Origin of the sequence: Photobacterium angustum (genome assembly GCF_002954615.1) — a bacterium.
GTDB classification, from domain to species: domain Bacteria; phylum Pseudomonadota; class Gammaproteobacteria; order Enterobacterales; family Vibrionaceae; genus Photobacterium; species Photobacterium angustum_A.
The window spans coordinates 501,673-524,398 of sequence record NZ_MSCJ01000003.1 but is presented as its reverse complement, the minus strand read 5'-3'; the positions used below and the strand labels follow the sequence as shown (position 1 = coordinate 524,398).

The 22,726-nt window shown below is 37.7% G+C and carries 25 protein-coding genes; 9 read left to right on the top strand and 16 right to left on the bottom strand.

Going from position 1 to position 22,726, the window contains the following annotated elements:
• The first annotated feature begins 375 nt into the window (after nucleotides 1–375).
• The gene (locus tag BTO08_RS17040; RefSeq protein WP_105061823.1) at nucleotides 376–864 is read left to right on the top strand and encodes a CreA family protein; all 489 of its coding nucleotides are present in this window, start codon (nucleotides 376–378) and stop codon (nucleotides 862–864) included.
• A 72-nt stretch (nucleotides 865–936) separates the two neighbouring features.
• Here the strand turns inward: BTO08_RS17040 and BTO08_RS17035 are convergent, their stop codons facing one another.
• The 3 genes from BTO08_RS17035 to BTO08_RS17025 form a co-directional block, all read right to left on the bottom strand.
• The gene (locus BTO08_RS17035) at nucleotides 937–1,215 is read right to left on the bottom strand and encodes a molybdenum cofactor biosynthesis protein (protein ID WP_105061822.1); all 279 of its coding nucleotides are present in this window, start codon (nucleotides 1,213–1,215) and stop codon (nucleotides 937–939) included.
• A gap of 468 nt (nucleotides 1,216–1,683) precedes the next feature.
• Nucleotides 1,684–2,217, bottom strand: a complete 534-nt coding sequence (gene mog / locus BTO08_RS17030) for a molybdopterin adenylyltransferase (protein WP_105061821.1) — start codon at nucleotides 2,215–2,217, stop codon at nucleotides 1,684–1,686.
• Nucleotides 2,218–2,364: 147 nt separating this feature from the next.
• The gene (locus tag BTO08_RS17025) at nucleotides 2,365–2,817 is read right to left on the bottom strand and encodes a methyltransferase family protein (protein WP_005364073.1); all 453 of its coding nucleotides are present in this window, start codon (nucleotides 2,815–2,817) and stop codon (nucleotides 2,365–2,367) included.
• 130 nt (nucleotides 2,818–2,947) lie between these two features.
• Here BTO08_RS17025 and BTO08_RS17020 point away from each other — a divergent pair, with 130 nt between their 5' ends.
• Entirely contained in the window at nucleotides 2,948–3,469 is a 522-nt protein-coding gene (locus BTO08_RS17020; RefSeq protein ID WP_105061820.1) for a M48 metallopeptidase family protein, read from the top strand.
• Nucleotides 3,470–3,555: 86 nt separating this feature from the next.
• Nucleotides 3,556–3,906 (top strand): hypothetical protein, encoded by a 351-nt coding sequence (locus BTO08_RS17015; RefSeq protein WP_005364069.1) that lies wholly within the window; start codon nucleotides 3,556–3,558, stop codon nucleotides 3,904–3,906.
• Nucleotides 3,907–3,965: 59 nt separating this feature from the next.
• Here BTO08_RS17015 and BTO08_RS22370 read toward each other — a convergent pair whose 3' ends face one another.
• A complete protein-coding gene (locus BTO08_RS22370) occupies nucleotides 3,966–4,103 on the bottom strand; it encodes a hypothetical protein (protein WP_181316924.1) in 138 nt (45 codons plus the stop codon).
• Nucleotides 4,104–4,403: 300 nt separating this feature from the next.
• On the opposite strand from BTO08_RS22370, the gene BTO08_RS17010 reads away from it, so the two are divergent.
• Nucleotides 4,404–4,826 (top strand): DUF3010 family protein, encoded by a 423-nt coding sequence (locus BTO08_RS17010; protein ID WP_006644285.1) that lies wholly within the window; start codon nucleotides 4,404–4,406, stop codon nucleotides 4,824–4,826.
• Nucleotides 4,827–5,010: 184 nt separating this feature from the next.
• Here BTO08_RS17010 and BTO08_RS17005 read toward each other — a convergent pair whose 3' ends face one another.
• The 3 genes from BTO08_RS17005 to BTO08_RS16995 all read right to left on the bottom strand — a co-directional run bounded on the left by BTO08_RS17005 (nucleotide 5,011) and on the right by BTO08_RS16995 (nucleotide 10,096).
• The gene (locus BTO08_RS17005) at nucleotides 5,011–7,566 is read right to left on the bottom strand and encodes a glycosyl hydrolase family 18 protein (protein WP_105061819.1); all 2,556 of its coding nucleotides are present in this window, start codon (nucleotides 7,564–7,566) and stop codon (nucleotides 5,011–5,013) included.
• 389 nt (nucleotides 7,567–7,955) lie between these two features.
• Nucleotides 7,956–8,504 (bottom strand): rhodanese-like domain-containing protein, encoded by a 549-nt coding sequence (locus tag BTO08_RS17000; RefSeq protein ID WP_105061818.1) that lies wholly within the window; start codon nucleotides 8,502–8,504, stop codon nucleotides 7,956–7,958.
• Nucleotides 8,505–8,653: 149 nt separating this feature from the next.
• Nucleotides 8,654–10,096: a helicase HerA-like domain-containing protein gene (locus BTO08_RS16995; protein ID WP_105061817.1), complete on the bottom strand. Its 1,443-nt coding sequence runs from the start codon at nucleotides 10,094–10,096 to the stop codon at nucleotides 8,654–8,656.
• 985 nt (nucleotides 10,097–11,081) lie between these two features.
• Here BTO08_RS16995 and BTO08_RS16985 point away from each other — a divergent pair.
• The gene (locus BTO08_RS16985) at nucleotides 11,082–11,927 is read left to right on the top strand and encodes a mechanosensitive ion channel family protein (RefSeq protein WP_105061816.1); all 846 of its coding nucleotides are present in this window, start codon (nucleotides 11,082–11,084) and stop codon (nucleotides 11,925–11,927) included.
• Between the two features lie 59 nt (nucleotides 11,928–11,986).
• Here the strand turns inward: BTO08_RS16985 and BTO08_RS16980 are convergent, their stop codons facing one another.
• The 5 genes from BTO08_RS16980 to BTO08_RS16960 all read right to left on the bottom strand — a co-directional run bounded on the left by BTO08_RS16980 (nucleotide 11,987) and on the right by BTO08_RS16960 (nucleotide 14,778).
• Complete coding sequence (locus BTO08_RS16980) at nucleotides 11,987–12,775, bottom strand: ParA family protein (RefSeq protein ID WP_105061815.1); 789 nt, start codon at nucleotides 12,773–12,775, stop codon at nucleotides 11,987–11,989.
• 88 nt (nucleotides 12,776–12,863) lie between these two features.
• Nucleotides 12,864–13,247, bottom strand: coding sequence for an SMU1112c/YaeR family gloxylase I-like metalloprotein (gene gloA2 / locus BTO08_RS16975; protein WP_105061814.1), 384 nt, complete (start codon nucleotides 13,245–13,247; stop codon nucleotides 12,864–12,866).
• 31 nt (nucleotides 13,248–13,278) lie between these two features.
• Nucleotides 13,279–13,800, bottom strand: coding sequence for a hypothetical protein (locus tag BTO08_RS16970; RefSeq protein ID WP_105061813.1), 522 nt, complete (start codon nucleotides 13,798–13,800; stop codon nucleotides 13,279–13,281).
• 37 nt (nucleotides 13,801–13,837) lie between these two features.
• Complete coding sequence (locus BTO08_RS16965) at nucleotides 13,838–14,053, bottom strand: DUF3820 family protein (protein WP_105061812.1); 216 nt, start codon at nucleotides 14,051–14,053, stop codon at nucleotides 13,838–13,840.
• Nucleotides 14,054–14,148: 95 nt separating this feature from the next.
• Nucleotides 14,149–14,778, bottom strand: coding sequence for a fumarylacetoacetate hydrolase family protein (locus tag BTO08_RS16960; RefSeq protein ID WP_105061811.1), 630 nt, complete (start codon nucleotides 14,776–14,778; stop codon nucleotides 14,149–14,151).
• A 277-nt stretch (nucleotides 14,779–15,055) separates the two neighbouring features.
• Here BTO08_RS16960 and BTO08_RS16955 point away from each other — a divergent pair, with 277 nt between their 5' ends.
• Entirely contained in the window at nucleotides 15,056–15,466 is a 411-nt protein-coding gene (locus tag BTO08_RS16955) for an META domain-containing protein (RefSeq protein WP_105061810.1), read from the top strand.
• Nucleotides 15,467–15,511: 45 nt separating this feature from the next.
• Here the strand turns inward: BTO08_RS16955 and BTO08_RS16950 are convergent, their stop codons facing one another.
• The 3 genes from BTO08_RS16950 to BTO08_RS16940 all read right to left on the bottom strand — a co-directional run bounded on the left by BTO08_RS16950 (nucleotide 15,512) and on the right by BTO08_RS16940 (nucleotide 18,549).
• Nucleotides 15,512–16,054, bottom strand: coding sequence for an NUDIX hydrolase (locus tag BTO08_RS16950; protein ID WP_105061809.1), 543 nt, complete (start codon nucleotides 16,052–16,054; stop codon nucleotides 15,512–15,514).
• Between the two features lie 65 nt (nucleotides 16,055–16,119).
• Nucleotides 16,120–17,808 (bottom strand): asparagine synthase-related protein, encoded by a 1,689-nt coding sequence (locus BTO08_RS16945; protein ID WP_105061808.1) that lies wholly within the window; start codon nucleotides 17,806–17,808, stop codon nucleotides 16,120–16,122.
• Nucleotides 17,809–18,015: 207 nt separating this feature from the next.
• On the bottom strand, nucleotides 18,016–18,549 hold the full coding sequence (locus tag BTO08_RS16940) for a Dps family protein (protein WP_105061807.1): 534 nt from the start codon (nucleotides 18,547–18,549) through the stop codon (nucleotides 18,016–18,018).
• 313 nt (nucleotides 18,550–18,862) lie between these two features.
• Between BTO08_RS16940 and BTO08_RS16935 the strand changes: the two genes are divergently transcribed.
• The 3 genes from BTO08_RS16935 (at nucleotide 18,863) to BTO08_RS16925 (ending at nucleotide 21,111) form a co-directional block, all read left to right on the top strand.
• Nucleotides 18,863–19,783 carry a M14 family metallopeptidase gene (locus BTO08_RS16935; protein WP_105061806.1) on the top strand — a complete coding sequence of 307 codons (921 nt, stop codon included), beginning with the start codon at nucleotides 18,863–18,865 and terminating at the stop codon, nucleotides 19,781–19,783.
• Nucleotides 19,784–19,939: 156 nt separating this feature from the next.
• Nucleotides 19,940–20,419 (top strand): methylated-DNA--[protein]-cysteine S-methyltransferase, encoded by a 480-nt coding sequence (locus tag BTO08_RS16930; RefSeq protein ID WP_105061805.1) that lies wholly within the window; start codon nucleotides 19,940–19,942, stop codon nucleotides 20,417–20,419.
• 173 nt (nucleotides 20,420–20,592) lie between these two features.
• The gene (locus BTO08_RS16925) at nucleotides 20,593–21,111 is read left to right on the top strand and encodes a YbaK/EbsC family protein (RefSeq protein ID WP_105061804.1); all 519 of its coding nucleotides are present in this window, start codon (nucleotides 20,593–20,595) and stop codon (nucleotides 21,109–21,111) included.
• 112 nt (nucleotides 21,112–21,223) lie between these two features.
• On the opposite strand, the gene BTO08_RS16920 is transcribed toward BTO08_RS16925, so the two are convergent.
• Nucleotides 21,224–22,441: a hypothetical protein gene (locus BTO08_RS16920; RefSeq protein ID WP_105061803.1), complete on the bottom strand. Its 1,218-nt coding sequence runs from the start codon at nucleotides 22,439–22,441 to the stop codon at nucleotides 21,224–21,226.
• Between the last annotated feature and the right edge of the window lie 285 nt (nucleotides 22,442–22,726).

Here is a 22,726-nt window from a genome sequence, read left to right as displayed (position 1 = left end):
AACATTTTTTCAATTTAACACGCCCGTTCCTAACTCTATAAAACCCTTAATAAACAGTAGGATAATTAAATAAAAATAAATATAAACTTTTCTTATTTTTTTTTCGTACAACTATCAAAGATAACCAACATTGTTCGATTTTCATGCACTTCCTCTAACAAGACGTTTTTGATTTGGAGCCTTGTAGCGCCACTTATCCGAGTTACTCAAGCCGTATCTCGGTTTTTTTTGCCCTAAAAATAGCAAAACCTTAAGATGTGGTCTAAATATCAAACGTTTAGTGAAAATAAGACATTTTTCACGTATAAATCTATATATTCGATCTGTCGTAAATAAAAATAAATCGATTACGGCGAATACACCAAGGAGTGAATAATGAAAAAAGCCATAATGGTGGCAGGACTGATAGCATCAGCGCTATTAACAAGTGGTTGTTCGGATAATGAAGTTGGCGATGTATCACTAGGAGTATTTACCACCAAAGATATTAAATTAAATACCTTAGTGGACCCATTAGTGCCTGGTGTTACCTGTCATATAGCAAGTATTGAGGCAGATTTAAGCTTAGCGGATCCATCTGATTCTTCGATTTCATGTCGTCAAACAGGAGAAATTACACCTGATATGATTGCAAAAATAGACAAATCAAAATCGGGTGAAGTGGTATTTAAAAAGTCGAAAAGTATTTTCTTTAAAACAATGAAGATTCGTCGTATTTATGATCCTGCTTCTGAAACATTGATGTATTTATCATACTCAACAAAAGAAACATCAGGTAGCTACAAGCACAGCTTATCGACTGTGCCTCTTTGGGGAACGAAAGCTTACGTACCCAAAGGCGTAGCACCACAATCTGCACAGTAATATCGGTTTATATACCGCAACAATGTACTTTTAACATACATAGTTGCGGTTTTTCTCATAAGAAAAAGTAACTTAAAACTTGTTAAATCGACCTTTAATCATGATCGAGCCGATCAATGCCATGACAAGACCCGTTAATAACACCACAAAGTTTTTATGACGCTCAGCGGCTAAAACTTTTTCTGCATAATTTGCATTAGGAAAATCAGTACTGCTCGCATGAATATATGATCCCATTTCCATCAGTACATGCTCTTGTCCGACCATACCACTTAAAGAAATACTTGCCCATAATAGCGATACAACGCCAATTGAAATAGAAATAAAACCCCAGCTTTGTTTAACATCCATATTCTAGCCTGCTTTAAAAACCATAAAACATGGTTTTTTATTTATATAATGGATAAATACACAGTATGTGTAATAAATATCAGAGATGTTTCTCTTTGGTCGCATAGAATATTATAATAGCAATTGAAAAACAAATGATTAATATAAACTCAAATACTGTTCAAAAAGGCACCAAATATAAGTTTAAGAATATATTTAAAAACAAAAAATTACTAACCATCTGTTTTTAAATGATTTTAAATTTTATGTGTTTTTTTGAATTTCAGTTTTGAAAATATGAATAAATAATTTTGGAATTAATATTTATATTATGCTTAATTTCGTGAGCAAGTACTAATTTAATTTACACAAAAATAACAATAAAAAGATATGAAAACACATACAACTGTATATATATACATTGCTATTTTGAGTATTACTAAATAAAAAAAGTAACCATAAGGTTACTTTTTTATTTATAGCACTGTATTACTTCTGCTTTGGTCTAAAAGGCTTTATCACAGCATCATCACATTCTAAGAATGGACCATCCATTAAATCAATACAGTATGGAATCGCAGGAAAAACAGCATCTAAACATTCACGAATCGATTTAGGCTTACCTGGTAAATTAACAATTAAGCTATCGCCACGTAAACCCGCAGTTTGGCGAGACAATATCGCAGTTGGTACAAACTTAAGTGATTCAGCACGCATCAACTCACCAAAACCTGGCATCATGCGATCGCAAACCGCTTCAGTCGCTTCAGGTGTCACGTCACGCTTAGCAGGGCCAGTGCCGCCTGTCGTAACAATAAGGCTGCAATTTTCTTCGTCTGCCATTGCAATAAGTGTTGCTTCAATCACATCTTGCTCATCAGGGATCACCTTATAAACAGGCTCCCACTCTGAGGTTAAATAATCATTTAGCGTATCGATAATCGCTTGGCCTGAAATGTCTTCATAAATGCCGGCACTTGCGCGATCACTTACCGTAACAATACCAATTTTCGCTTTGCTCATTCGTTTTCCCTCAGTTTTCTTTTGTCTCTTTATTACTCAAGCTTTCAAGTAATAAACTCACGTGCTCGCAAGTGTAAGGAAAATGACGTCGAGGTAAACCGTTATTTTCCTTACACTCCCTATTCTCAATTAATATCGTATGACGCATTAACACCAACGACGAACATTTCTGCAATATTGCAAATATTCATCACCAAACATAGCGAGTAATACCTCTTCTTCTGGCTCTATTTGAAAATTATTCATCACCCATATAAAAATAGGTACGATCACAAAGCAACTCAGCGCGGAAAAATAAAAAGCAGCAGCTAATAGGAAAAAGACTAACCCTATATACATTGGATTACGCGTAAAGCGATAAATACCGGTCGTCACCAACCGTGATGTTTTCTGTGGATGGCGGGGATCAATTGTTGTATTCGCCTTTGCAAACGCAATTATCGCTGTAAATCCTGGGATAACGCCAATAAAACACAACACCGAAACCAGTAAACTCTTACCACTAAAGTCAATGGTTAGAATCGGATAAAAGCGAGAAAGTAAGTACATGGCTAACACGGATAATAACAATAATATTGGAGGTGGGACACGCAACGACATACAAAGAGCCTTCTAAAACAGATTAAGATATCACTTTGATATTATAGATATAATTATATCCAGTAGATATTTTATTTGCCTCAAATGCGATCAACTTATAGCATGACCGTTTTATCTATTTTGTCACGTTATGCAGCCACTAAAATATCTACAGGGTTACCCAACTCATCTTACTGAGCAAGTACAACAGCTTATCGATAATGATACGCTCAAGACGCTGCTCTTAAAGCGCTACCCGACGCCACATAACATCAAAACAGAAAAAGCACTGTATGATTATGTCGTTGAACTTAAAAATTCCTATCTGAAAAAATCAGCGCCTATCAGTAAAGTGGCTTACGATAATAAGATCAACGTTATTAATCATGCACTAGGTCTACATACCTTCATATCGCGCGTCCATGGAAGTAAGCTAAAAGCCAAACATGAAATCCGTATTGCCTCCATCTTTAAATCAGCGCCACTTGAATTTCTGCGAATGATAGTAGTTCATGAATTGGCACACTTACGAGAGAAAGAACACAATAAAGCGTTTTACGCATTATGTTGCCATATGGAACCTCGCTATCACCAATTGGAATTCGATATGCGTATGTACCTGACCCAACTCGAACTATTAGGCCCAATTTATTCTCAACCGAAAAACGATTAAGGCCATTATTCCTGTTTCTATGGAAAAATTAGGTCGTCGATTTAATTACGATTACAATAACGTAAAACGTCACAGAGATATTAAGCATGCAACAAGAAGAATTTGAGATTTTAGTAAAAGAATTGGCAGCACTCGATAGCGTTTCAGCGATCCTAAATGCGTTAAAAGACAACGATGAGCCTGAAATTGCAGAAACAGCAGCAGCAATGATTGGTCACTTTAGTCTTGCTGAAATCGACGGACAACAGCGTATTTACCACGTTTTCACCCAAGAAAACGACCAAGGTGAAGAAGAAGAGTTTGCCGAGTGGGTAATGAATGCTAATGATGAGCTGATGCGCTTCATTGCATGGTTCTTCTACACGACCTTTGAAATTAACGATAAAGAAACGTATCAAGCTGCAGGTCGTTCGTACACACCTGCAAAACGTAGCTAATACGAATTGAATTTAAACCGCCAATAGCGTTCTTTTATTGGCGGTTTATAACTACGTACTTATTCTTCTTCATCTTGAACACGTGGCACCCAGTTACATAACGTAAGCATCTTGATTATGGCATCATATTCTTCGTTATTTTCAGTATCATTAAGACGTTGAAGGTAAAATTGCGACATCACATTCGTTATAGTCATAACGATTCTCCTCTCTAGAAACTGTACTCAGTTTGCAAAAAATAACCGTAACTAAAAACAGAACAAATGCGATTTCTCCCTTCCCTATTTCACCATTATCGATGCAATTACATTGATTAAACCGTCATAAATATAGAAATATGGAACAGTTTTCTGGTTTTATTATCCTTATTTAATTTATCGATATTTTAATATTCTTCGTTTGTAATAAAAATGCATAAGAAAAATTCAATCGGAACTAACAGCTAATCCCTTTTTCGCCTACAATAAGCGCCAAAATATTCAGATTCAGGTGTTAACATGAAAATTTGTGCTGTTGAGCTACGTAGTAACGAAGCGGTTATTTGTCTTCTTTCACTTCAAAATGGCATGTTCGATATTCCACAATGTCGTACACAAAAGTTCATCATGGAAGATTCTCTAGATAACCAACAAATGCGTGATTTCCAATTCGCATTTAAAAAACTACTGGATGATTACCAAGTAGATAAGGTTGTGATCCGTAACCGTGAAACGCGTGGCAAATTTGCAGGTAGCGCAGTAGGTTTTAAATTAGAATCGGCTATCCAGCTTATTCCAGATGTTGATGTTAACTTCATGACCAATGCTGACATTAAGCAAAAGCTAAAGCGTAACCCAATGGCGGTTGACTTCCGTGATACCGGTTTACGTCAATTCCAAGAAGCTGCATTTACAACAGGCTACGCATTTCTTAGCCGTTAATACATTAACTAACATAATGTAATCAATATCTTAAAGGCGCTTTGCTTAATGCTTAGCGCCTTTTTTATCCGCATAATAAAAAATCCCCTGAGACACTAAATGTCTCAGGGGATAATTACTTAAAGCATGTTGTAATGGCTGATGAATAGGTTACTGCATTATTACCAGCTCATTAATTTTACGCTTATTGACAGTTAGCTACGCCAACTTCTTTCCATACACCCCATTGACCAGATTTCGCAGGGTCTTCGCCTCGTGTCCACCACTTAGCTTCCCATACTTTACCGTCTTGAGTTACTTGGTCGCCGCCAGTGTAAACTGTTGCTGCATCCCATGCGTTATCACATGTATCAACAGGTGGCTCTACCGTTGTATGTTTAGCAACAACAACTGTCGCTGAAGCACTTGAACTTGCTTCACCATCAGATACCGTTACAGTAAAGACTAAGTTAGTGTCTTGCGTATACTCAGCCGCAGTAAATAGTACTTGTGAACCATTAACTGTTGCATTAACGCCAGCTGGTAATGTCCAATCAAACGTTAGCGTATCACCCGCATCTGCATCTGAAGAAGCTGATGCATCAACAACAACTACATCGCCAGCGTTCGCTGATTGTTGTGCTGTTACACTTGCTACTGGTGCCGTGTTTGTTGGTGGTACGACAACATCTTTAGGATTAACCGTTACAATAACAGTGTCTGATGCCGTTGCACCTTTGTTATCTGTTACTGTTAGTTTGAACGTTAATTGCTCAGCTTCTACCACTTCTGCAGCGGCGAAACTTGCTGTAGCAGAATCAGCACCAGTTAATGCTACCGCAGTACCTGATACTTGCTCCCAAGCATAGCTAACAATGCTACCGTCAGAATCTTTCGAGCTTGAACCATCAAGCGCTACAGATGCAGGACCTGAAACAGTTTGATCTGCGCCAGCTGCTGCTGTTGGTGCCTTGTTAGGCTTATCAATCACCGCGCCCGATACACCTTCATGCATTGCATTTAGGATATCACCGTTATCCGCATCAATTTCCCATGAGAATAAACCAGCAAGACCAAGCGATTTAACGTAGTTACCTTTAGCTTTAACAGAACGCTCATCATCAAATGTGATCAAGTCACCTGTTGAACGATTCCACACATACGGTGCTTCTGCTTGCTCATCGTAACCATATTCAAAGCCATTGATACCTTGGCTGTTAGCACCAAGCATGTATGATTTAATGCCTTTGTAATCAATTACACCGTCTTCCCAAACACCTTGAGCTTTGCTACCCGTCAGTTTGCCAGTACCTGTACCTGTCATTGGATCTGTTGGGTCTGTTAGTGTATCAGGTGTTACACCTGTCCAACCTCGACCATACATTGCTGCACCAAGAACCAGTTTATTAGCAGGTACGCCCTGATCTAGAAGTAACTGAATACCAATATCAGAGGTGTAAGCAGGTCCTTTGAACGGTTCGCCATTTTCGTCAAGACCTGTACCATCACACTGACCAGGACGCATGAAGTTACCACAGTAAAGTGCTGTTTGGTGACCAGGAACGTTGTTCCAACCGCCGTAGAAGTCGTATGTCATTGCGAAGATGTAATCCATGTATTGGATAGCTTCGCCATAATCAACATCTTCGATCTTATCGTAACCAACACCGATTGCTGATGTTAGCTCATAAGTACGACCAGTATCAGCTTCTAACTTATCAAGCATTGCACGTAGTTCACGCATTAACGCAATGTAAGCAGGACCATCTTTTACTACATCACCACGATCTGCTGCTTGACCGCCGCCACCAGGGAATTCCCAGTCAATATCTACACCGTCATAGAATTTCCACGTTTTTAGGAATTTCTCAACAGATGCAACGAATGTGTCACGATTTGCTTTATCTACAAAATCAAAGAATGGGTCAGACAATGTCCAGCCACCGATTGATGGGATAATTTTCAGATCAGGGTTACGCTGTTTCAATGCCATTAGCATTGCATAGTTACCCTTGATAGGTGTGCTATATTCATGACCTGCTTGCTTAAAGCTCTTTTGGAATGCAGCCCATGGGTCATGGATAACAACTTCGTAATCATCAACACCTTTACACGCAGTTTGTAGTGCGTTGAAGCTATTACCACCTACTGATTTCACAGACTCGTTTGGACCACAAATTGGGATGAAGCCATAAAGAATATGGGTCAAGTTGTCTGCAGGAATGTTATCTACTGTATATTCACGACCATAGATACCCCACTCAACGAAATACGTACCCATAACAACGCTTGGGTCGGTATCATATGATTTGTTGTTTGGATCAACATTCATTGCTAAAGGAGGTAAGTGTGAACCATCTGTATCTGCAATAGTGATTTGTGCTGGCGCGCTTTTCGCACATCCTGTTTCGTCACACGCTTCGATTTCCATTTGGTACAAGCCGCCTTGCTCGTACTCAAAAGAAGCTGTGGTTTGACTACCTTTGATTGGGCCAGATGCGACCTTTTCACCATCAAAATAGATGTTGTAAGTATCGCCTGATTTACCACTCCATTGGTTAAATTTCACATTAATCTTAGCTTTGTCATGGTATTTAACCATGTCGTTATAGCCAGATGTTGTTTCCATCGCTAGCTCAATTTTAGAGAACTGAAGGTTGTTAGAACCATACAGATCAATGCTTGGTGCCGTAGGTGCCGCGAAAGCAGCGCCTGACAGTGCAAGGGATATTCCTGCTGCACAAAGGTTAAATCGAATCATAATCTATCTCTCAATCCTTGAATTTATACTCAACATTAAGCATATAATGCTTCTACGTCTGGTACAGGGTATGACTTTTTTTATAAGTAGAAACATGTATTCAGCATTTCAGAGACTGGCTATTTTTCAAAAAAAATAAGTCAGGTATCCATTCTTTTGCACAAATATTCGTACAAGAATTTTTAAATTTCATGGATTTTGCAACGAGAGGCAAACAATCAACAACATTTTGATAACATTTAGACGTAGTAAAAATGCTCATCGAAAAGCTGTTTTTGTGTAAAAAAAAAGTTTTTTTAGAAGAAGGAAAACAAAGTCACTGATAACTTTTATAAAATAATATTATCAATAAATATCATTTATCAATGACTTTGCTTTATATAAAACAGTTACATATGGCGTTTAATTGCAGAGTATCCACCGTCAATTTGAATAAAATGACATTGTCGTAGTAATTTTAGCAATGAAATAGCAATCAAAGAACGATATCCTCCAGCACAATGGACAACAAAGTTATCTTTTTCTGAAGGCAGTTTTCCTTGCACAATATCGGATAAAGGTAATGATTCAGCATTAGGCAGCGCACCTTTTGCTATTTCATCTTGTTCACGCACATCTAAAATATTTAGCTCTGATGCCTTCGTTACTAGCGTTTCAGCAGATATATGTTCAACTTGAGACAATGTCCCTTCAAGCGCATGGAAACTGATATGGGTATAACCTAGTGATTGTAATGTTTCTTTTACTTGATCTTGATTATTAGGCGAAGCGATAACGTCTAATTGAATGTCTTTATCCGGCAGCATTAATTCAAGCCACCATTTAAATTGTTTTCCACCAAATCCAACAAATACACTACCTTCAACATGACCCGCTAAGAACTCATCAGAACTTCGCGTATCAATCAGGATTTTTTTTCTATCTGTAAAAATATGCACGTCTATTATTATCCTTTAAAAATAGAAGCTTAAAACCTTACGCTTTTCTTATAAAAAAGCCATGGGCTCAATAACATATTTATCGACAACAATATAAGATTTACACCGTATCTCTTTATCGTTAACACAGAAGAGATTTAGTCATTAAATTAACGCCGCTTGAATAACGCCCTTACGATTGCATTCGCAAGTTGCCTTAATAAGGTTTTAATAAACGATTCAGTATATGTTTGACGCTGAGAGCGACGAGGTTTTCGAATACTTGCACGTTCCTGTTTCTCATGCTCAGCTTCTTGTGCTTGTTGCTTTTTCTGCTCTGTGCGCTTATTTAATATTTCATGAGCTGACTCACGATTAACTGCTACTTTATATTGCTGAAAATACTGACTGGTGTTTAGCATTTCAATGCGCTTATCAGCACTAATAGGACCAATTTGCGACTCCGGAGGACGAATAGTGACATGTTCAACTACCGATGGTACACCGCCCTCTCCTAATACTGATACTAATGCTTCACCTACGCCTAATTCACCCAGCAAGCTAACAACATCTAAATTTGGGTTATCCCTAAATGATTCAGCTGCAACTTTTACGGCTTTTCTCTCTTTTGGGGTATAAGCACGTAACGCATGTTGAATACGATTACCGAGTTGTCCTAATACTGAATCTGGAATATCGGTTGGATTTTGACTTACAAAATAGATGCCTACCGCTTTAGAGCGGATCAAACGTACCACTTTCTCAATCTGATCTAAGAAGACCTTCGGTACATCATCAAACAGTAGATGAGCCTCATCGAAAAAGAACACAAATTTAGGTTTATCAAGATCACCGACTTCCGGTAGGTTTTCATAAAGCTCAGACAACAACCATAATAAGAAGGTTGAGTACAACTTTGGTGATTGGATCAAGGTACTGGCATCCAGAATATTTATAATGCCTCGACCATCTGCGGCAGTTTTCATGAAATCATGATAATCCAATGCAGGCTCACCAAAAAACTCGCTACCACCTTGGCGTTTAAAGCCCAATAAACGCCGCTCAATAGCAGCAATAGAGGACTTACTGATACGTCCGTACATCCCACCCAGCTGTTTTGAGTTATCGCCTAAGTAATTTAGTGCGGTAGAAAAATCATCCAAATCCAACATCGGCATTTGGTTTTCTTCTGCATATTCAAACGCTAGATTAATTAATCCTTCTTGAACATCATTACAATCTAACAAACGACTTAATAATAGCGGTCCCATATCTTCTAACGTTGCGCGGATTTTTGCCCCTTCTTTCCCAAACAAATCCCAGAACTCAACGGGAAAAGAAGTAAATTGAAAATCATCAATGCCAATTTCACGACAACGTTTTTGAACAACTGTGTTATCGGTACCAGCCTTCGCCATACCTGATAAGTCACCTTTTACGTCAGCAAGAAAAACGGGCACACCAAGGGATGAAAAACCCTCAGCTAAACACTGGAGTGTTACCGTTTTACCTGTACCTGTTGCTCCAGCAATAAAACCATGACGATTGGCATATTTAGGATCGATCCCAATTTTGTTTTCGCCCTTACCTATAAGAATTATGTCACTTTTCATACTCAGAGATTCTCTACATTTTATGATTCTATCCTAATCAAACTTAGACTGAAGTCCTTAAAATTACGATAAATAATCATAAACATAGCGTTACTTTTGAGGTTAAAACGAAACAATTAATTTAGGTTTAAACATAAATAACATGGCAATAATGACGAACATGAATGGAATGACGACAAGGTTAAGCTGATACCAACCAATCGTGTTATTAAGCCAGCCAGCAAGTAAAGAGGCACCGTTACTGAGCTAAACACCACAAACTCATTACATACTTGTTTGTTCAGCATCACCTCCGTATAAAAAACATCCCATGAAAACACTAACATGGATATTAAAGTCTAAATAGAGCTAATTAATGTGGTCTTTTGAATGTTTCACTGATTATTTCCTTATTAATGGCAATTTTTTCAAAAATCTCATATTTCACTCGCGATTAGAGCCTAATTAAAATTATCCAAAAGCATTATTTATCTATGAAAAAAGATAAACACCACACTAATAAAACAGCGAACGATAAGAATAAACCATTGATTTTAAATAAAATAAATCAAACCAACTTGATTGAGAAATATGCATTAAAAAAACTAATGCCAAGCTCTACTTTTTTTCATTTCTCAGCATTTGGAACATACGTATAATGCGCGTCAACAAGAGAGAAAAACGCCTCTAAATCTACTTTTTTATTACTTTTATCTCGTTTTATACAGTATCAGGTTGTGACTATGACTAAGAAAATCATCAAAAAAATTGCCGTCGCTTACCAACGTTCTTTTACTGAGCTATACAAACGCGATAATAAATAAGATCTCGCCATCTTTTTAAAGGAGCTTATCGCTCCTTTTTTTATCACTTTTTCTCTATACATCATTTCCAAATACCAAGTTGTCTTATACCAGCCTCTATAAAGTTTTGATTTATCTAACACATCCATCTGTTTTTTTTGATATAACTCTTTATTGATGTATTGAGATAAAAAGGAATAACGATGGATAAGGTTATGGAAGTTATTAACTTCCTCATCGCACACAAATTACTGCTAAGTGCTCTGATCATTGTGATTGTTTCACTGATCCGTCGTCTGGTTTTGACCAAAATTCGAGGGGAAGAACTCTTTCTTTCAGAAGAACAACGAAAATGGATGTCTAGAACCAAAAATGGCACCTTTTCTATTCTTATCCTTTTACTCTTCATCCTTTGGCGCTCAGAAATTAATGAGTTTGCCTTATCTGTCACAGCGATCGCGGTTGCCATTGTTGTCGCATCGAAAGAAATTATTCTTTGTATTACAGGATCAATTCAACGCGCAAGCTCACGTTCGTTTCGAATCGGTGACTGGATTGAAGTGGGCAAGTTATGTGGCGAAGTCATCGAACACAATATGATGGCAACGGTTATCCAAGAGATCGATCTTCATCATGGCCAATATCATTACACAGGAAAAACAGCAACCTTACCCAACAGCATGTTTTTCACTTACCCAGTAAAAAACCTCAATTTTATGAAGCGTTATGTTTACCATAACTTTTCTATCGTAGTACCCAATTTCCTCAACCTCTACCCTTTACTACCAACTATGGTCAAAAAAATAGAGCATCATTGTGAAGATTTTATTGACGTCGCTCGTCGCTATAACAGTATGATAGAAAAACATGCAGGTGTTGATTTACCGGGCTCAGAACCACATATCCATATAAGTAGTGGCGCGACAGGCGAACAAATTGTTCACTTCATGTTATTTTGTCCAACAGAGCAAGCGACTCATTTAGAGCAAGAAATTCGACAAGATTTTATGGAAGAATACGAAAAACATTTTCCCAACAAAGATGACTAACCAGAAAAAGAACGAGCATTAATCTCGCTCTTTTTAATTGTAAGCAATAAAAAATACGGCTAATTTTTAACGGCTTGTTTAGCATCACTTAATTGTTGATGTAATAGAGAAAATTGCTGGGTTAATTTATGCTTTGGTTGGAAATGAATAAGCGGAATTTGTTGAAAATGTGATTCTTTCATTTTGATCGATTGAGGTAGATAAGGCTCTAATACTGGGAAGCCTAACTCTTTAACGCTTTCAATAATCTGACGAGGAAAGTTTGCCTGAGCATTAAACATATTGACCACAATACCTTCTAATGACAACTCACGATTATGATCGTCTCGAAGCTCTGCTAAATTGTCCATTAAATTGATCAATGCCTGTTGTGAAAAACTATCACAATCAAATGGGATCAATAAGTTATGCGCCGCAATTAATCCCGACTTAGTATAAAAATTTAGGTTTGGTGGGGTATCAATATAAATGTGTTCATATTCTTTTTCTAATTCATCTAATGTTTCACGTAACTTATAGATCTTATAGCGGCGCTCTAATTCTGGCTCTAATTTATCTAATTTAGGACTCGATGGAATGAGGAATAAATTTTCATAATCAGTCGGTTGGGGGTAATCTAATGTTGGTGATGCCATTGAAAACCAAGAGGCGGTTTGATTGAGTAAATCAGCAATGGTTTTATCGCTTTTTTGATTAATATCATACCCCAAATAGTGGCTTGAATTACCTTGGACATCGAGATCTATCACTAATGTCTTGTGCCCTTTCGCCGCACTAATAGCCGCTAAATTTACGGTAATACTTGATTTACCTACCCCACCTTTCTGATTAAATATAATTCTGCGCATCACGTCCCTTCCAATGTTTAATTATTAACCAACACAATATACCTTTATATGCATATCTTTGTTAGCTAAAAACCTACACTTCTTAAAGTTAAGACTGATACAACTCAAGTGGTAATCCATCTGGATCGCTAAAAAAAGTAAATTTCTTTCCCGTTAACTCATCAATGCGGATAGCTTCTACTTCAATATCATGATCAACTAGATATGCCACAACAGATTCCACATTATCCACAGAAAACGCCAGATGACGTAGTCCTTGCGCCTCAGGATAACTGGGTCTTTTAGGCGCATCAGGGAAAGAAAACAGTTCTACTTGGCTATTATCCGGCAAACGTAGATCTAATTTGTACGACTGACGTTGCGGTCTATAAGTTTCATTGATGATCTCTAGTTTTAATATTTGACTGTAGAAGTACTTAGATCGCTGATAATCAGAGCATATGATCGCAACATGATGTATTCCGTTAAACATAAAATGACTTCCTTATCTGATTTTGAAAAAATTAATTAGATGGGCCATTAGTGACATAGGTTTTATCATAAGGTGCTAATAAGTTTGGATTATTTTTAATATCAACATCTTTAATATGATTTCCCGAATAATTTAAATACGTGAGTTCTTTATTTTTTCTCACATCAAGCGATGTTAAGTGATTAAAACTTACATTTAGCACTTTTAATTGTTTATTATATTTAGTTTTCAATTTGCTAAGCTGATTATGTTCAACACTAAGAAGTTCTAATTTAGGGTTATGGCTAATATCAAGCTGAGTTAAGTGATTATTCGCTAAATCTAACTGCTGTAAGTTCGGAAAATTACTCAATTCTTTAATTTTTGATATATGTAAACCGTCACATTTCAACTCAGTAATCTGTTCGCTATATGCTTTGCCTTGTAAAATAACGCAACGTTTAAAGTTAGCATCAGAAAACGGAATATCACTGATTGCCGCATAATGCTGGGCACAACCTGACAGTGTCAATCCACCAAAAAACAGCAATATAGATGAGAGTACTTTTTTCATTTAAAAATCTTTTCTATTACCTGTATTGAAACAACGCCTAGTCTCTACGTAATGGTCGAATCACGCTTTCTAGACCTTCAATTTTAAAATCAAGCGCCAAAGCCATCAGCATTCCTAACTCCCCTTCAGGAAAGCCTTGTTTCTGAAACCACAATAAATACTCTTCAGGTAAGTCGATAAGGATTCGACCAGCGTACTTACCAAACGGCATTTTCATATTTGCTAATTTAATCACATGCTCTTGCTGAAACATTACTTTCTTCACATAGAAAAACAGCTAAGTATTGTAACAATGCTTAGCTGTAAATATACGAAATTTTTGTCAATTAAAATCAGGTTATTATAGCGCTATACCGCAACCCATGACTGAGCGACCACTCTTTGCCCATCAATATAAAGGCTCGCAGTGTAATGCCCACCAGCATTTACTTCACCGACACCTTTTGGTGTACCCGTCATAACAATATCACCATCTTCTAATGTCATGAATGATTGGATCTCCTGCAAAATAGCGGCAGGCTTTGTGATCATTTGAGAGCTGACTCCACGCTGTAAAACGTCTTGTTGTCGTTCAAACACCACTTCGAATTCCGTTTCAGTAATATTAGGAAGTGGTACGAAATCACTAAAAAGCACGGAACCATCAAACGCTTTTGCTCGTTCCCACGGTAGGCCCTTTTGTTTTAAGCTCGCTTGTAATTCTCGTTTTGTTAAATCAATCCCCACTCCTGCAGCCATAAACTGACCTTGTTGGTACATAAAACAAATTTCAACTTCATAATGTACGGAATCGTTACTATGCTTAGCATTGAGTTGTTGAGAAATGGCAGAATTGGGTTTAGCAAACAAGACAAGTTGCGTAGGGACTTCATTATTTAACTCGTGGATATGTTCAACGTAATTTCGACCAACACATACCACTTTTGATGGCGTTATATACTTATCTCCAGTGGGTGAACTTAGCGTAACCTTCTGCATTAAATAATTATCCTTAAAAATAATGAGTACACCTATTATTCATATATTTACGGATTAATAAAAACATACAAATAAAAAAAAGATGCCGTTTACATTTTTACGGTTATTTGTCACACTTCATGGCTTGTTTAGTTTTAATGTTCATCTGACTTTTGTAAGCAAGACACAGAACAATATTGCGTTATTATTGACACATCTGACTATTGACCGTTGCCTCTTTATCATCGTCAACATCTGTATCTAACGCACCTTCTTGCTGTACGACATGAGAAATATAATGAAAAAGATTTTATTAAGTACGCTTTTCCTGACATCACTATTAACTGGTTGTAGCTCTTCCCCTAAAGATGCTGCTGCGCTTCCAAGCACATGGGCAGTAATGGCGATTGATGGGCATTCAGAGCCTGTAGATGCATTACCTAAGCAGCCAGAATTAGTGATTGATAATAACTTAACCGTCACTTACCACGGTTGTAATACATTAAAAGGCAAGCTGACACTAACTGGCCAGAATTTACTGACTAAAAATTTAGCATCGACCCGTAAAATGTGTATTCAAAACGAACAAGCTATTGTTGATGGATTCGTAAAAAGAATGCTAACAGGTCCATCAGATTATCTAGTGAACCAGAACACATTGATTATCAGCTCTGAACGCCACACCGTGACATTTAAGAAAGTGAAATAATCACGAACTGATTTCAATACAACGGAGGCTCAATGCCTCCGTTTTTTATGCATTAACAGTGATGAGCTCTTCTGCTATCAGTTTCAATAAAAAGGTTTCACGCTCAATCGACATACCCTTTTTCTCAGAATGTTTAATCGTCTCTTCATTATGCGCTATAGCATCAAAAATATTGATCCATACCGGCTTCATGCCATTTTTAATTTCGTAATCTTCAAAGCGAGTTGCGCCTAACTCTTTATCAATAGTACAAACGTAACAGTATGATTTCATATTAACCACATCATGATCTGGTTTATACCAAGGACGATATTCGTCATATTGACCAAACGCTTTAATATCTCGAATATTTCTTGCGCCAGTTTCTTCTTGTAATTCTCGGATCAACCCTTCGACTTTATCTTCTCCAGCGTCAATGCCACCACCAGGTAAGGTGTAATCATGATAACGCTCTGTGTATAACATCAAAATATCTTCACCATTTAATACAATGGCTCTTGCGGCATCGCGTTGAAATATAGCTAAGTCCGTTGTATTAAAGTCAATATTGGTAAGATCAGGGTGAACAGATAGTTTTAAAAATCGCATATAACGCAGAACTCATCACTGTCGATAACTAGGCTGCGTATTTTAGCTAACTCTGCCTATGATTACTAATGAGGGGATTTCAGGACTTGATTCATACGCTTAACAACATTCAATGTTGATTCACCACGGTATAATCCTAATGCTGTCAGTACGCAATTAGCCCCTAGGTAATGACGATTATAAAACTCACCTTTCGCATCAAATAAAGTGCTGACGCCTATTTTCAGTAGATCCAGTTTATTTCTAACATTAGACGCTAACTGCCACTGGCTTAACGGCGGTAATAGATTATTTTTTAGCGGACAAGGTAAATGTCCTGGGTAGGTTTGCCACGGCGTAAGTAACGCTTCTGAATATGACTGATTAAGCCATTTCATATAGAGTTGATGTTTTACCGCTGAAGATACCGGTAACGCGAACATCACTTCCAGCATCGCTTTACTGTAGAACGGTAAGTGAAAATCTAATCGAAATTTATCCATATCTTCTAGTGCAGGAGCGATATGTTGGTGTTGATCGTTTTCCCACAAAAAGAGTTGAAAAGCTTTATCTAATGGTAAGTGTGAGTACTGACATAAGCACTCAACGATATTTTGCTCTAACTGCTGCTGCAATTTCGCACCTTGTTTTACCATTCGCTTAGGAATATAAGCATGCTGATGTTTTAAATATGCTTTTGCCACTGCAAAAGGATCACCACTGGCACATGCAGCAAGAATATGATCATCACAAAACACCATACCAATACATACACTGCCACCATTACCCGACCATACTAGCCTAGGCCTCTCCACTTGCAGATAAAATGGATACTGTGTCGCTCGCCAATAATGTCCTAAACGTTGCTCGATACTCTGCTCTTGAGTATCACTGACATTCACAATATGCAGTGGAAAATCATGGCATTGTGCAAAAACTTCGGCATAAACCTCATCTTGCGACCGTTGATAGGAAAAGTTCATGCATTCTAATTTTATTCCGCGCTTTAACAACTCAGCGACAATAACACGAGAATCTAACCCACCTGACAGTGTACTGATCGCATGAAGATCATTACCTATTGCTAGGTCGACCGCTTGCTTAAAGGCATGATCTAACTGAAGTGTTCCTTCACTATCATCAATACAATTAAACGGCATATCAGACCATCGAAAGTACCGCTCTTTAACAAGTGAATCGCTTGTTAAGGTTAATTTTTCTCCCGGTTGGATAGAGTACACTTCGTTATAGTGGGTTTTATTACCAAGTGAATAACCGATTACCGCATATTCAGTCGCCCCCGCTAAATTAGTTGTTAACGTCACACTCAATTCATTGAACAAACGTAAACAGGAACTAAAAATTACGCTCCCTTTATATTTCATATAATAAAGCGGACGTATTGCTAAGCTATCGGCAAAAATAGTTAGTGCTCGTTGTTGCTTGTTATAATCTAACACGCAATACGTACCTTGAGCCTTAGCCAATAATTGTGGGAAATTCGAGAGGTTCTGCTGCAAAAGCGTATTAACATCTTGAGTTAGTGAAGAAGACATTAAGGTATGTCCAAGAACCATAGAAAAGCGTAAATGATTTTCAGCCCAGCTCGATTCTCGATGACAATCAATGGCGACTCGGCAAAAATACAAGTGATTATCGAAATACTCATGCCTTATATCGGTCGGATTACGCGATAAATGTTGAGCGATCTCTTTTTTTATGAGCAATAAATCTGAAGTCCAAGATTCTGAAATCACACCTGCAACAATACTCATTCATCTCTCCCACTGTGAAGGATGAATAACTGCAAAAAATAAACCAACTTTTTTCAAACATAACACTTTGTTTCATCGTTATGGTTTGATGTTTCTCTTTTTATTCTTTATTTATCAATGCAACTTGCTACAAATATAATAAAAAAGCTTCTCTATTATATTTTATAGAGAAGCTTCATTTTCTATCGTAATAGACAGAGATTCTTATCAATGACAATATGATTCATAAAGGAACCAAACACGACGCTCGGTTTGATCGATCCAATTATCAATCATACTCACTGATGAATAATCTCCACAGTCATCACACAAAGTATGCGCTGCACGAAGTTCTGCAGCTAATTGTTTGTTATCACTACAAAGTTCAGCAAGCATATCTGCAGGTTCAACATAATCAGCATCATTGTCTAAAATACGCTGCATACGTGAGATTTCACCAATAGAGCGTAAAGTTTTTCCACCAATTTTACGCACACGTTCAGCAATGTCATCGGTCATTGCAAACAATTGAACACTTTGCTCATCAAGCATTAAGTGATAATCACGGAAATGTGCACCACTCATATGCCAATGGAAGTTTTTAGTCTTCATATAAATTGCATAAACATCAGCAAGGATCGCTGTTAGTGCACCACTGATCTCTTTAGTCGCGTCTACACTTAAATCTGTAGGTGTGGCTAGAGGACGAGTAAGGTGTAATTTTGCATCTTCAACTTGTAATTCATTTAAGATAGTACTCATCGTCTTTTCCTATTATGTTATTTGTGAAAACGAACTAAATATATCCCCTTTGATTTGTATGACAATATTTTTTATATGTTGTTATTGCAACTTAATATTGAGCCTTTAATTACTTGTATAAAAAGGCAAGAATCTTTAATTCACTGCAACCTCCTGATTGAGTTTAATAAATAATATTCATCTATTATTTTTCGATATAAACTTACCTTATATCTATAGCAACACTATTCATTATGAATAAAACCATATTTGCCAAAAACTTAAGCATAATGTAAAAAGTTATTTAATTTAAAATTACAATAGGAAGGCAATAATGCAGTCATCTACCTACCACATTGGTGAAGCAGGTAAAGCTTGGGGAAGCGTCGAAAAAGCACAATGGTTAGCACAAACAACCATTAAACGTTCTTACCTTGAGCAAGTTGTGACAAAAATTGATGCATTGAAAAATGATTTTGATATCACTCAGTATGGTGCTCTGTCTTATGCCCCTGATAAATACCCACTTTTTTCGATAAAATCGCGTAATTGGGATAGCAATAAACCAACAATTTTAATTACCGGTGGTATTCACGGTTATGAAACGAGCGGTGTCCACGGTGCACTTGCATTTGCCGCTTTAGAAGCCAAACATTACAGTGATGATTTTAATATTCTTATTGCACCTTGTGTGAGCCCTTGGGGTTATGAAACCATCAACCGTTGGAACCCTAACGCTGTTGATCCTAACCGCTCATTCATTCCAAATAGCCCTGCAGAAGAATCAGCGGCTTTAATGCGCTTAGTCCAAGACCAAAAAACATCATTTTTGGCGCATATTGATCTTCATGAAACGACAGATACCGACGAGTCCGAGTTTCGTCCTGCACTAGCAGCACGTGACGGTAAAGAATATATTGAAGACAGTGTACCTGACGGCTTCTATGTGGTTGGTGATACCGAAAACCCTCAAGATGCTTTCCAAACTGCAATTATTGATGAAGTACGCCACGTTACCCATATAGCACCACCTGATGACAACGGAAATATTATTGGTGAAGCGATTACCCAAGAAGGTGTAATTAACTATCCATTAAAAGCATTAGGGTTATGTGCAAGCGTAACAGATGCATTGTATACCTCGACGACCGAAGTCTATCCTGATAGCCCCCGCGTGACAGAAAAAGAATGTAATATGGCGCAAGTTGCTGCAATTAAAGGCGCATTAGACTATTTAAAGCAACACGTTAAATAATAAATAATGTTCAGCTAACCTTGTTATTTTATATGCAAGGTTAGCGTTTTCTATCTTTTACTTTGTTATTTTTAACATCTAAATACCAACGTTTGAATTGCAGATTTATATTCCCCATAATAAAGTCATCACTCACCTCGAATTTGGCAAGCCGATATGGATATCTTTTTCAAACACATTGATAGCCCATTAGGACAAATGACTATCACAGCAAACGACAATGCACTGCTTTCAGTTTGGTTTGAAAGCCATACAATCCCCTCTTTACATCACGCTATATTCAAACCAGACCATGCTATCTTGCTGCAATGTGAGGAACAATTAGCTGAATACTTTTCAGGCAATAGAAAACAATTCTCTGTACCTTTATCGTTTCAAGGCACGCAATTTCAAGAGCGTGTATGGCAAACATTAACGACAATTCCCTATGGTCAGACATGGCACTATCAACAATTAGCCAATGCGATTGATAATCCAAACGCATGTCGTGCTGTCGGTAGCGCTAATGGTAAAAATACCTTATCCGTTATTGTACCTTGCCACCGAGTGATCACTAAAAGTGGAAATTTAGGAGGATATGCGGGAGGGAATCATATCAAGCAACAATTACTCGCACTCGAAAAACAATTTAAATAATAAAAAGAGCTCACTCAGAGTATTTTTTATATTGATAAACTCATATACAACATTAGATAGCTGCCATACTTATTGTTAAGTGTCGCGTTTATGTTTAGCGTATAACAAACAGATAATCGACGTTATCTTTATGTCTTTTAAATAAACTAAGGCGAAGATATGAGGAGGCAATTATGGCCACAGCAATCTCTGTCCAACAATATTTATCACACCATCATATTGAGCTTAAGCTAGTCCACCATCGTCCTACCGATTCATCATTTAATTCAGCAATATCAGCGCATGTTCCCACAACGAAGTTAGCTAAATCTGTCATATTAAAAGATCAACAACATAATTATCTCATGGCTGTGATACCGGCAAATCGTCGTGTCATGTTAGATAAGGTGAGTAAAATTACGGGTAAACAGTACTGTATTGTTGGTGAGCATGAACTGTCATCGCTATTCCAAGACTGTAGCCCTGGCGCGATCCCTAATATAGGGCAGATCTATCATCTTGATATGATCGTCGATGACATGCTGTTTGATATCGACGACATTTATCTTGAAGCGGGTGATCATGAAAATCTTATTCACCTCACCACAGAGCAATTTAAAAAAGTCATGACCAACATCAGTCACCATACGATCAGTGGCTACAGAATGTTATTTACTCAACAGCATGAAAGTAGCTATTGGGATTGGGAGTAACCCCATACATCTGCAATCTTTAACTAGATACAATAAAGCATCCCGCCACATTTAGTTTCCGCAATCATTTTTGCGAATGCTGTTAGATACAAACAGTGTTCGCATTTCCTATCTATTCATCAATCATTTCACACCATGATGTTCCTGTGGGGATCTGCATGGCTTTACGCTCAGGGGTAGAGCTAACGGAGAGATCTCGCTGCAATATTGCTTCAGCAGCTAACATCATTCGCTCATAGACTAAAGGATCAAACATACGCCCTGTTTGTCCCCATTCCACGGTATAACGACCACAACCCAATGCCATAACATCATTTTGTGAAAGAAATAAAAACCTATCCTGCAACCCAAAGTGCTCATACATCATGTAAGACTGAAATAACATTGCCATATCTTCTTTTCGGTTACTGTAGCCATATAAATCACTTGCACCTTCTACCTCAAAATGAGCACCAGCTTGTAAAGCAGTGAGTGTACTAACCTCGTAGCTTGGCGTTACACCGTCATACAGTACATTGGCTGCATCAAACAAAAGACCATCTTGCAGTGGAAACCGATCATAGAGAGTCTGATTTAATGGGGTCATCGAGTTGATGTTTTGATAAATAGTCCGACGAGGATCGAGTGATGTTAGGGAAGCAGGTGGAATCGCATCCACAGCATGCGCCAATTCATGCACCAGTAGCCTAAATAAGGCGGGTAATAACTGCTCGGTTGTACGCATCGTATTATTTTCTGCATACTCATTGCTCACCCAAGGCGCGTAGTTTCCCTCACTATCGACACTTTGCCTTACCGCCAGAAACGGTACATTAGCCTGAAATTGATCGCGAAAGTCTTGTTTAGCAATAATAGTTAGCCACTCCTCCTGGTTGCGCCATAAGTAACGAGGATCAATATAAATGGTTGCGGTATTAGCACTATAAAAAGAAGGACGAATATCATCAGCAATGACGATAGCACCGACGGAGCGAAATAAAGACAAGACTTCGGACGGAAGCAACGCTAAGGCTGATAAAAATCGTTCAGCCATCCAAGGGTGAGAAACAAAGATTCGTTGCTCAATATCGTCTAAAGTCACAGATATATTAACCCCAGCACCTAACGGCGGAAATCGGCTGACTAAACAGCTATTTCGATAATTTTTGGCGCACTCCAGATACTGATAAGGTGTCGTAGCAGAGTGTGCGGCAACCCTACTGAGATCAGGGTACCCTTCCGCATTTAGATCTATCTCTTGGTGATTATCATCACAAGCGGTAAGTAATAGCGAAAAAGTCACAATAAAAAGTAAAGAAGACAGATATCTACAGTTCGAACTCAACCACATTTAGCGTCTCCTTATTCCACTATTTTCCTAAGTGTAGCGGAAGGAAAATACTGATAAGTATTACCACTAATGCAAAGTTTCAAATATCGTGATCAAGCTTCACTATCGGAGATATTCCCGCTAACAAATATTGACTAAAAAGCGAATAAATCTATTCTGGAATAGAGCAACAGAGATGCATGTCGCACAAATTACTGTTGCCAATTTTTGACTATGGAAGGTGTTAAATGGATTTACTTCGTGGCTTATATTCACTACTTGAATCGTTCTTTGAATAAAGTGACT

Excerpts from the sequence above, each read along its gene's own strand:
- mog (WP_105061821.1), bottom strand. The coding sequence starts at position 2,217 with ATGAGCAAAGCGAAAATTGGTATTGTTACGGTAAGTGATCGCGCAAGT.
- BTO08_RS16945 (WP_105061808.1), bottom strand. The coding sequence starts at position 17,808 with ATGAGTATTGTTGCAGGTGTGATTTCAGAATCTTGGACTTCAGATTTA.
- BTO08_RS17040 (WP_105061823.1), top strand. The coding sequence starts at position 376 with ATGAAAAAAGCCATAATGGTGGCAGGACTGATAGCATCAGCGCTATTA.
- BTO08_RS16960 (WP_105061811.1), bottom strand. The coding sequence starts at position 14,778 with ATGCAGAAGGTTACGCTAAGTTCACCCACTGGAGATAAGTATATAACG.
- BTO08_RS17005 (WP_105061819.1), bottom strand. The coding sequence starts at position 7,566 with ATGATTCGATTTAACCTTTGTGCAGCAGGAATATCCCTTGCACTGTCA.
- BTO08_RS16940 (WP_105061807.1), bottom strand. The coding sequence starts at position 18,549 with ATGAGTACTATCTTAAATGAATTACAAGTTGAAGATGCAAAATTACAC.
- BTO08_RS16920 (WP_105061803.1), bottom strand. The coding sequence starts at position 22,441 with ATGTGGTTGAGTTCGAACTGTAGATATCTGTCTTCTTTACTTTTTATT.
- BTO08_RS16925 (WP_105061804.1), top strand. The coding sequence starts at position 20,593 with ATGGCCACAGCAATCTCTGTCCAACAATATTTATCACACCATCATATT.
- BTO08_RS17010 (WP_006644285.1), top strand. The coding sequence starts at position 4,404 with ATGAAAATTTGTGCTGTTGAGCTACGTAGTAACGAAGCGGTTATTTGT.
- BTO08_RS16970 (WP_105061813.1), bottom strand. The coding sequence starts at position 13,800 with ATGAAAAAAGTACTCTCATCTATATTGCTGTTTTTTGGTGGATTGACA.
- BTO08_RS16995 (WP_105061817.1), bottom strand. The coding sequence starts at position 10,096 with ATGAAAAGTGACATAATTCTTATAGGTAAGGGCGAAAACAAAATTGGG.
- BTO08_RS16965 (WP_105061812.1), bottom strand. The coding sequence starts at position 14,053 with ATGTTTCAGCAAGAGCATGTGATTAAATTAGCAAATATGAAAATGCCG.
- BTO08_RS17015 (WP_005364069.1), top strand. The coding sequence starts at position 3,556 with ATGCAACAAGAAGAATTTGAGATTTTAGTAAAAGAATTGGCAGCACTC.
- BTO08_RS16985 (WP_105061816.1), top strand. The coding sequence starts at position 11,082 with ATGGATAAGGTTATGGAAGTTATTAACTTCCTCATCGCACACAAATTA.
- BTO08_RS22370 (WP_181316924.1), bottom strand. The coding sequence starts at position 4,103 with ATGACTATAACGAATGTGATGTCGCAATTTTACCTTCAACGTCTTAAT.
- BTO08_RS16980 (WP_105061815.1), bottom strand. The coding sequence starts at position 12,775 with ATGCGCAGAATTATATTTAATCAGAAAGGTGGGGTAGGTAAATCAAGT.
- BTO08_RS16950 (WP_105061809.1), bottom strand. The coding sequence starts at position 16,054 with ATGCGATTTTTAAAACTATCTGTTCACCCTGATCTTACCAATATTGAC.
- gloA2 (WP_105061814.1), bottom strand. The coding sequence starts at position 13,247 with ATGTTTAACGGAATACATCATGTTGCGATCATATGCTCTGATTATCAG.
- BTO08_RS17025 (WP_005364073.1), bottom strand. The coding sequence starts at position 2,817 with ATGTCGTTGCGTGTCCCACCTCCAATATTATTGTTATTATCCGTGTTA.
- BTO08_RS16935 (WP_105061806.1), top strand. The coding sequence starts at position 18,863 with ATGCAGTCATCTACCTACCACATTGGTGAAGCAGGTAAAGCTTGGGGA.
- BTO08_RS17035 (WP_105061822.1), bottom strand. The coding sequence starts at position 1,215 with ATGGATGTTAAACAAAGCTGGGGTTTTATTTCTATTTCAATTGGCGTT.
- BTO08_RS17020 (WP_105061820.1), top strand. The coding sequence starts at position 2,948 with ATGCAGCCACTAAAATATCTACAGGGTTACCCAACTCATCTTACTGAG.
- BTO08_RS16930 (WP_105061805.1), top strand. The coding sequence starts at position 19,940 with ATGGATATCTTTTTCAAACACATTGATAGCCCATTAGGACAAATGACT.
- BTO08_RS16955 (WP_105061810.1), top strand. The coding sequence starts at position 15,056 with ATGAAAAAGATTTTATTAAGTACGCTTTTCCTGACATCACTATTAACT.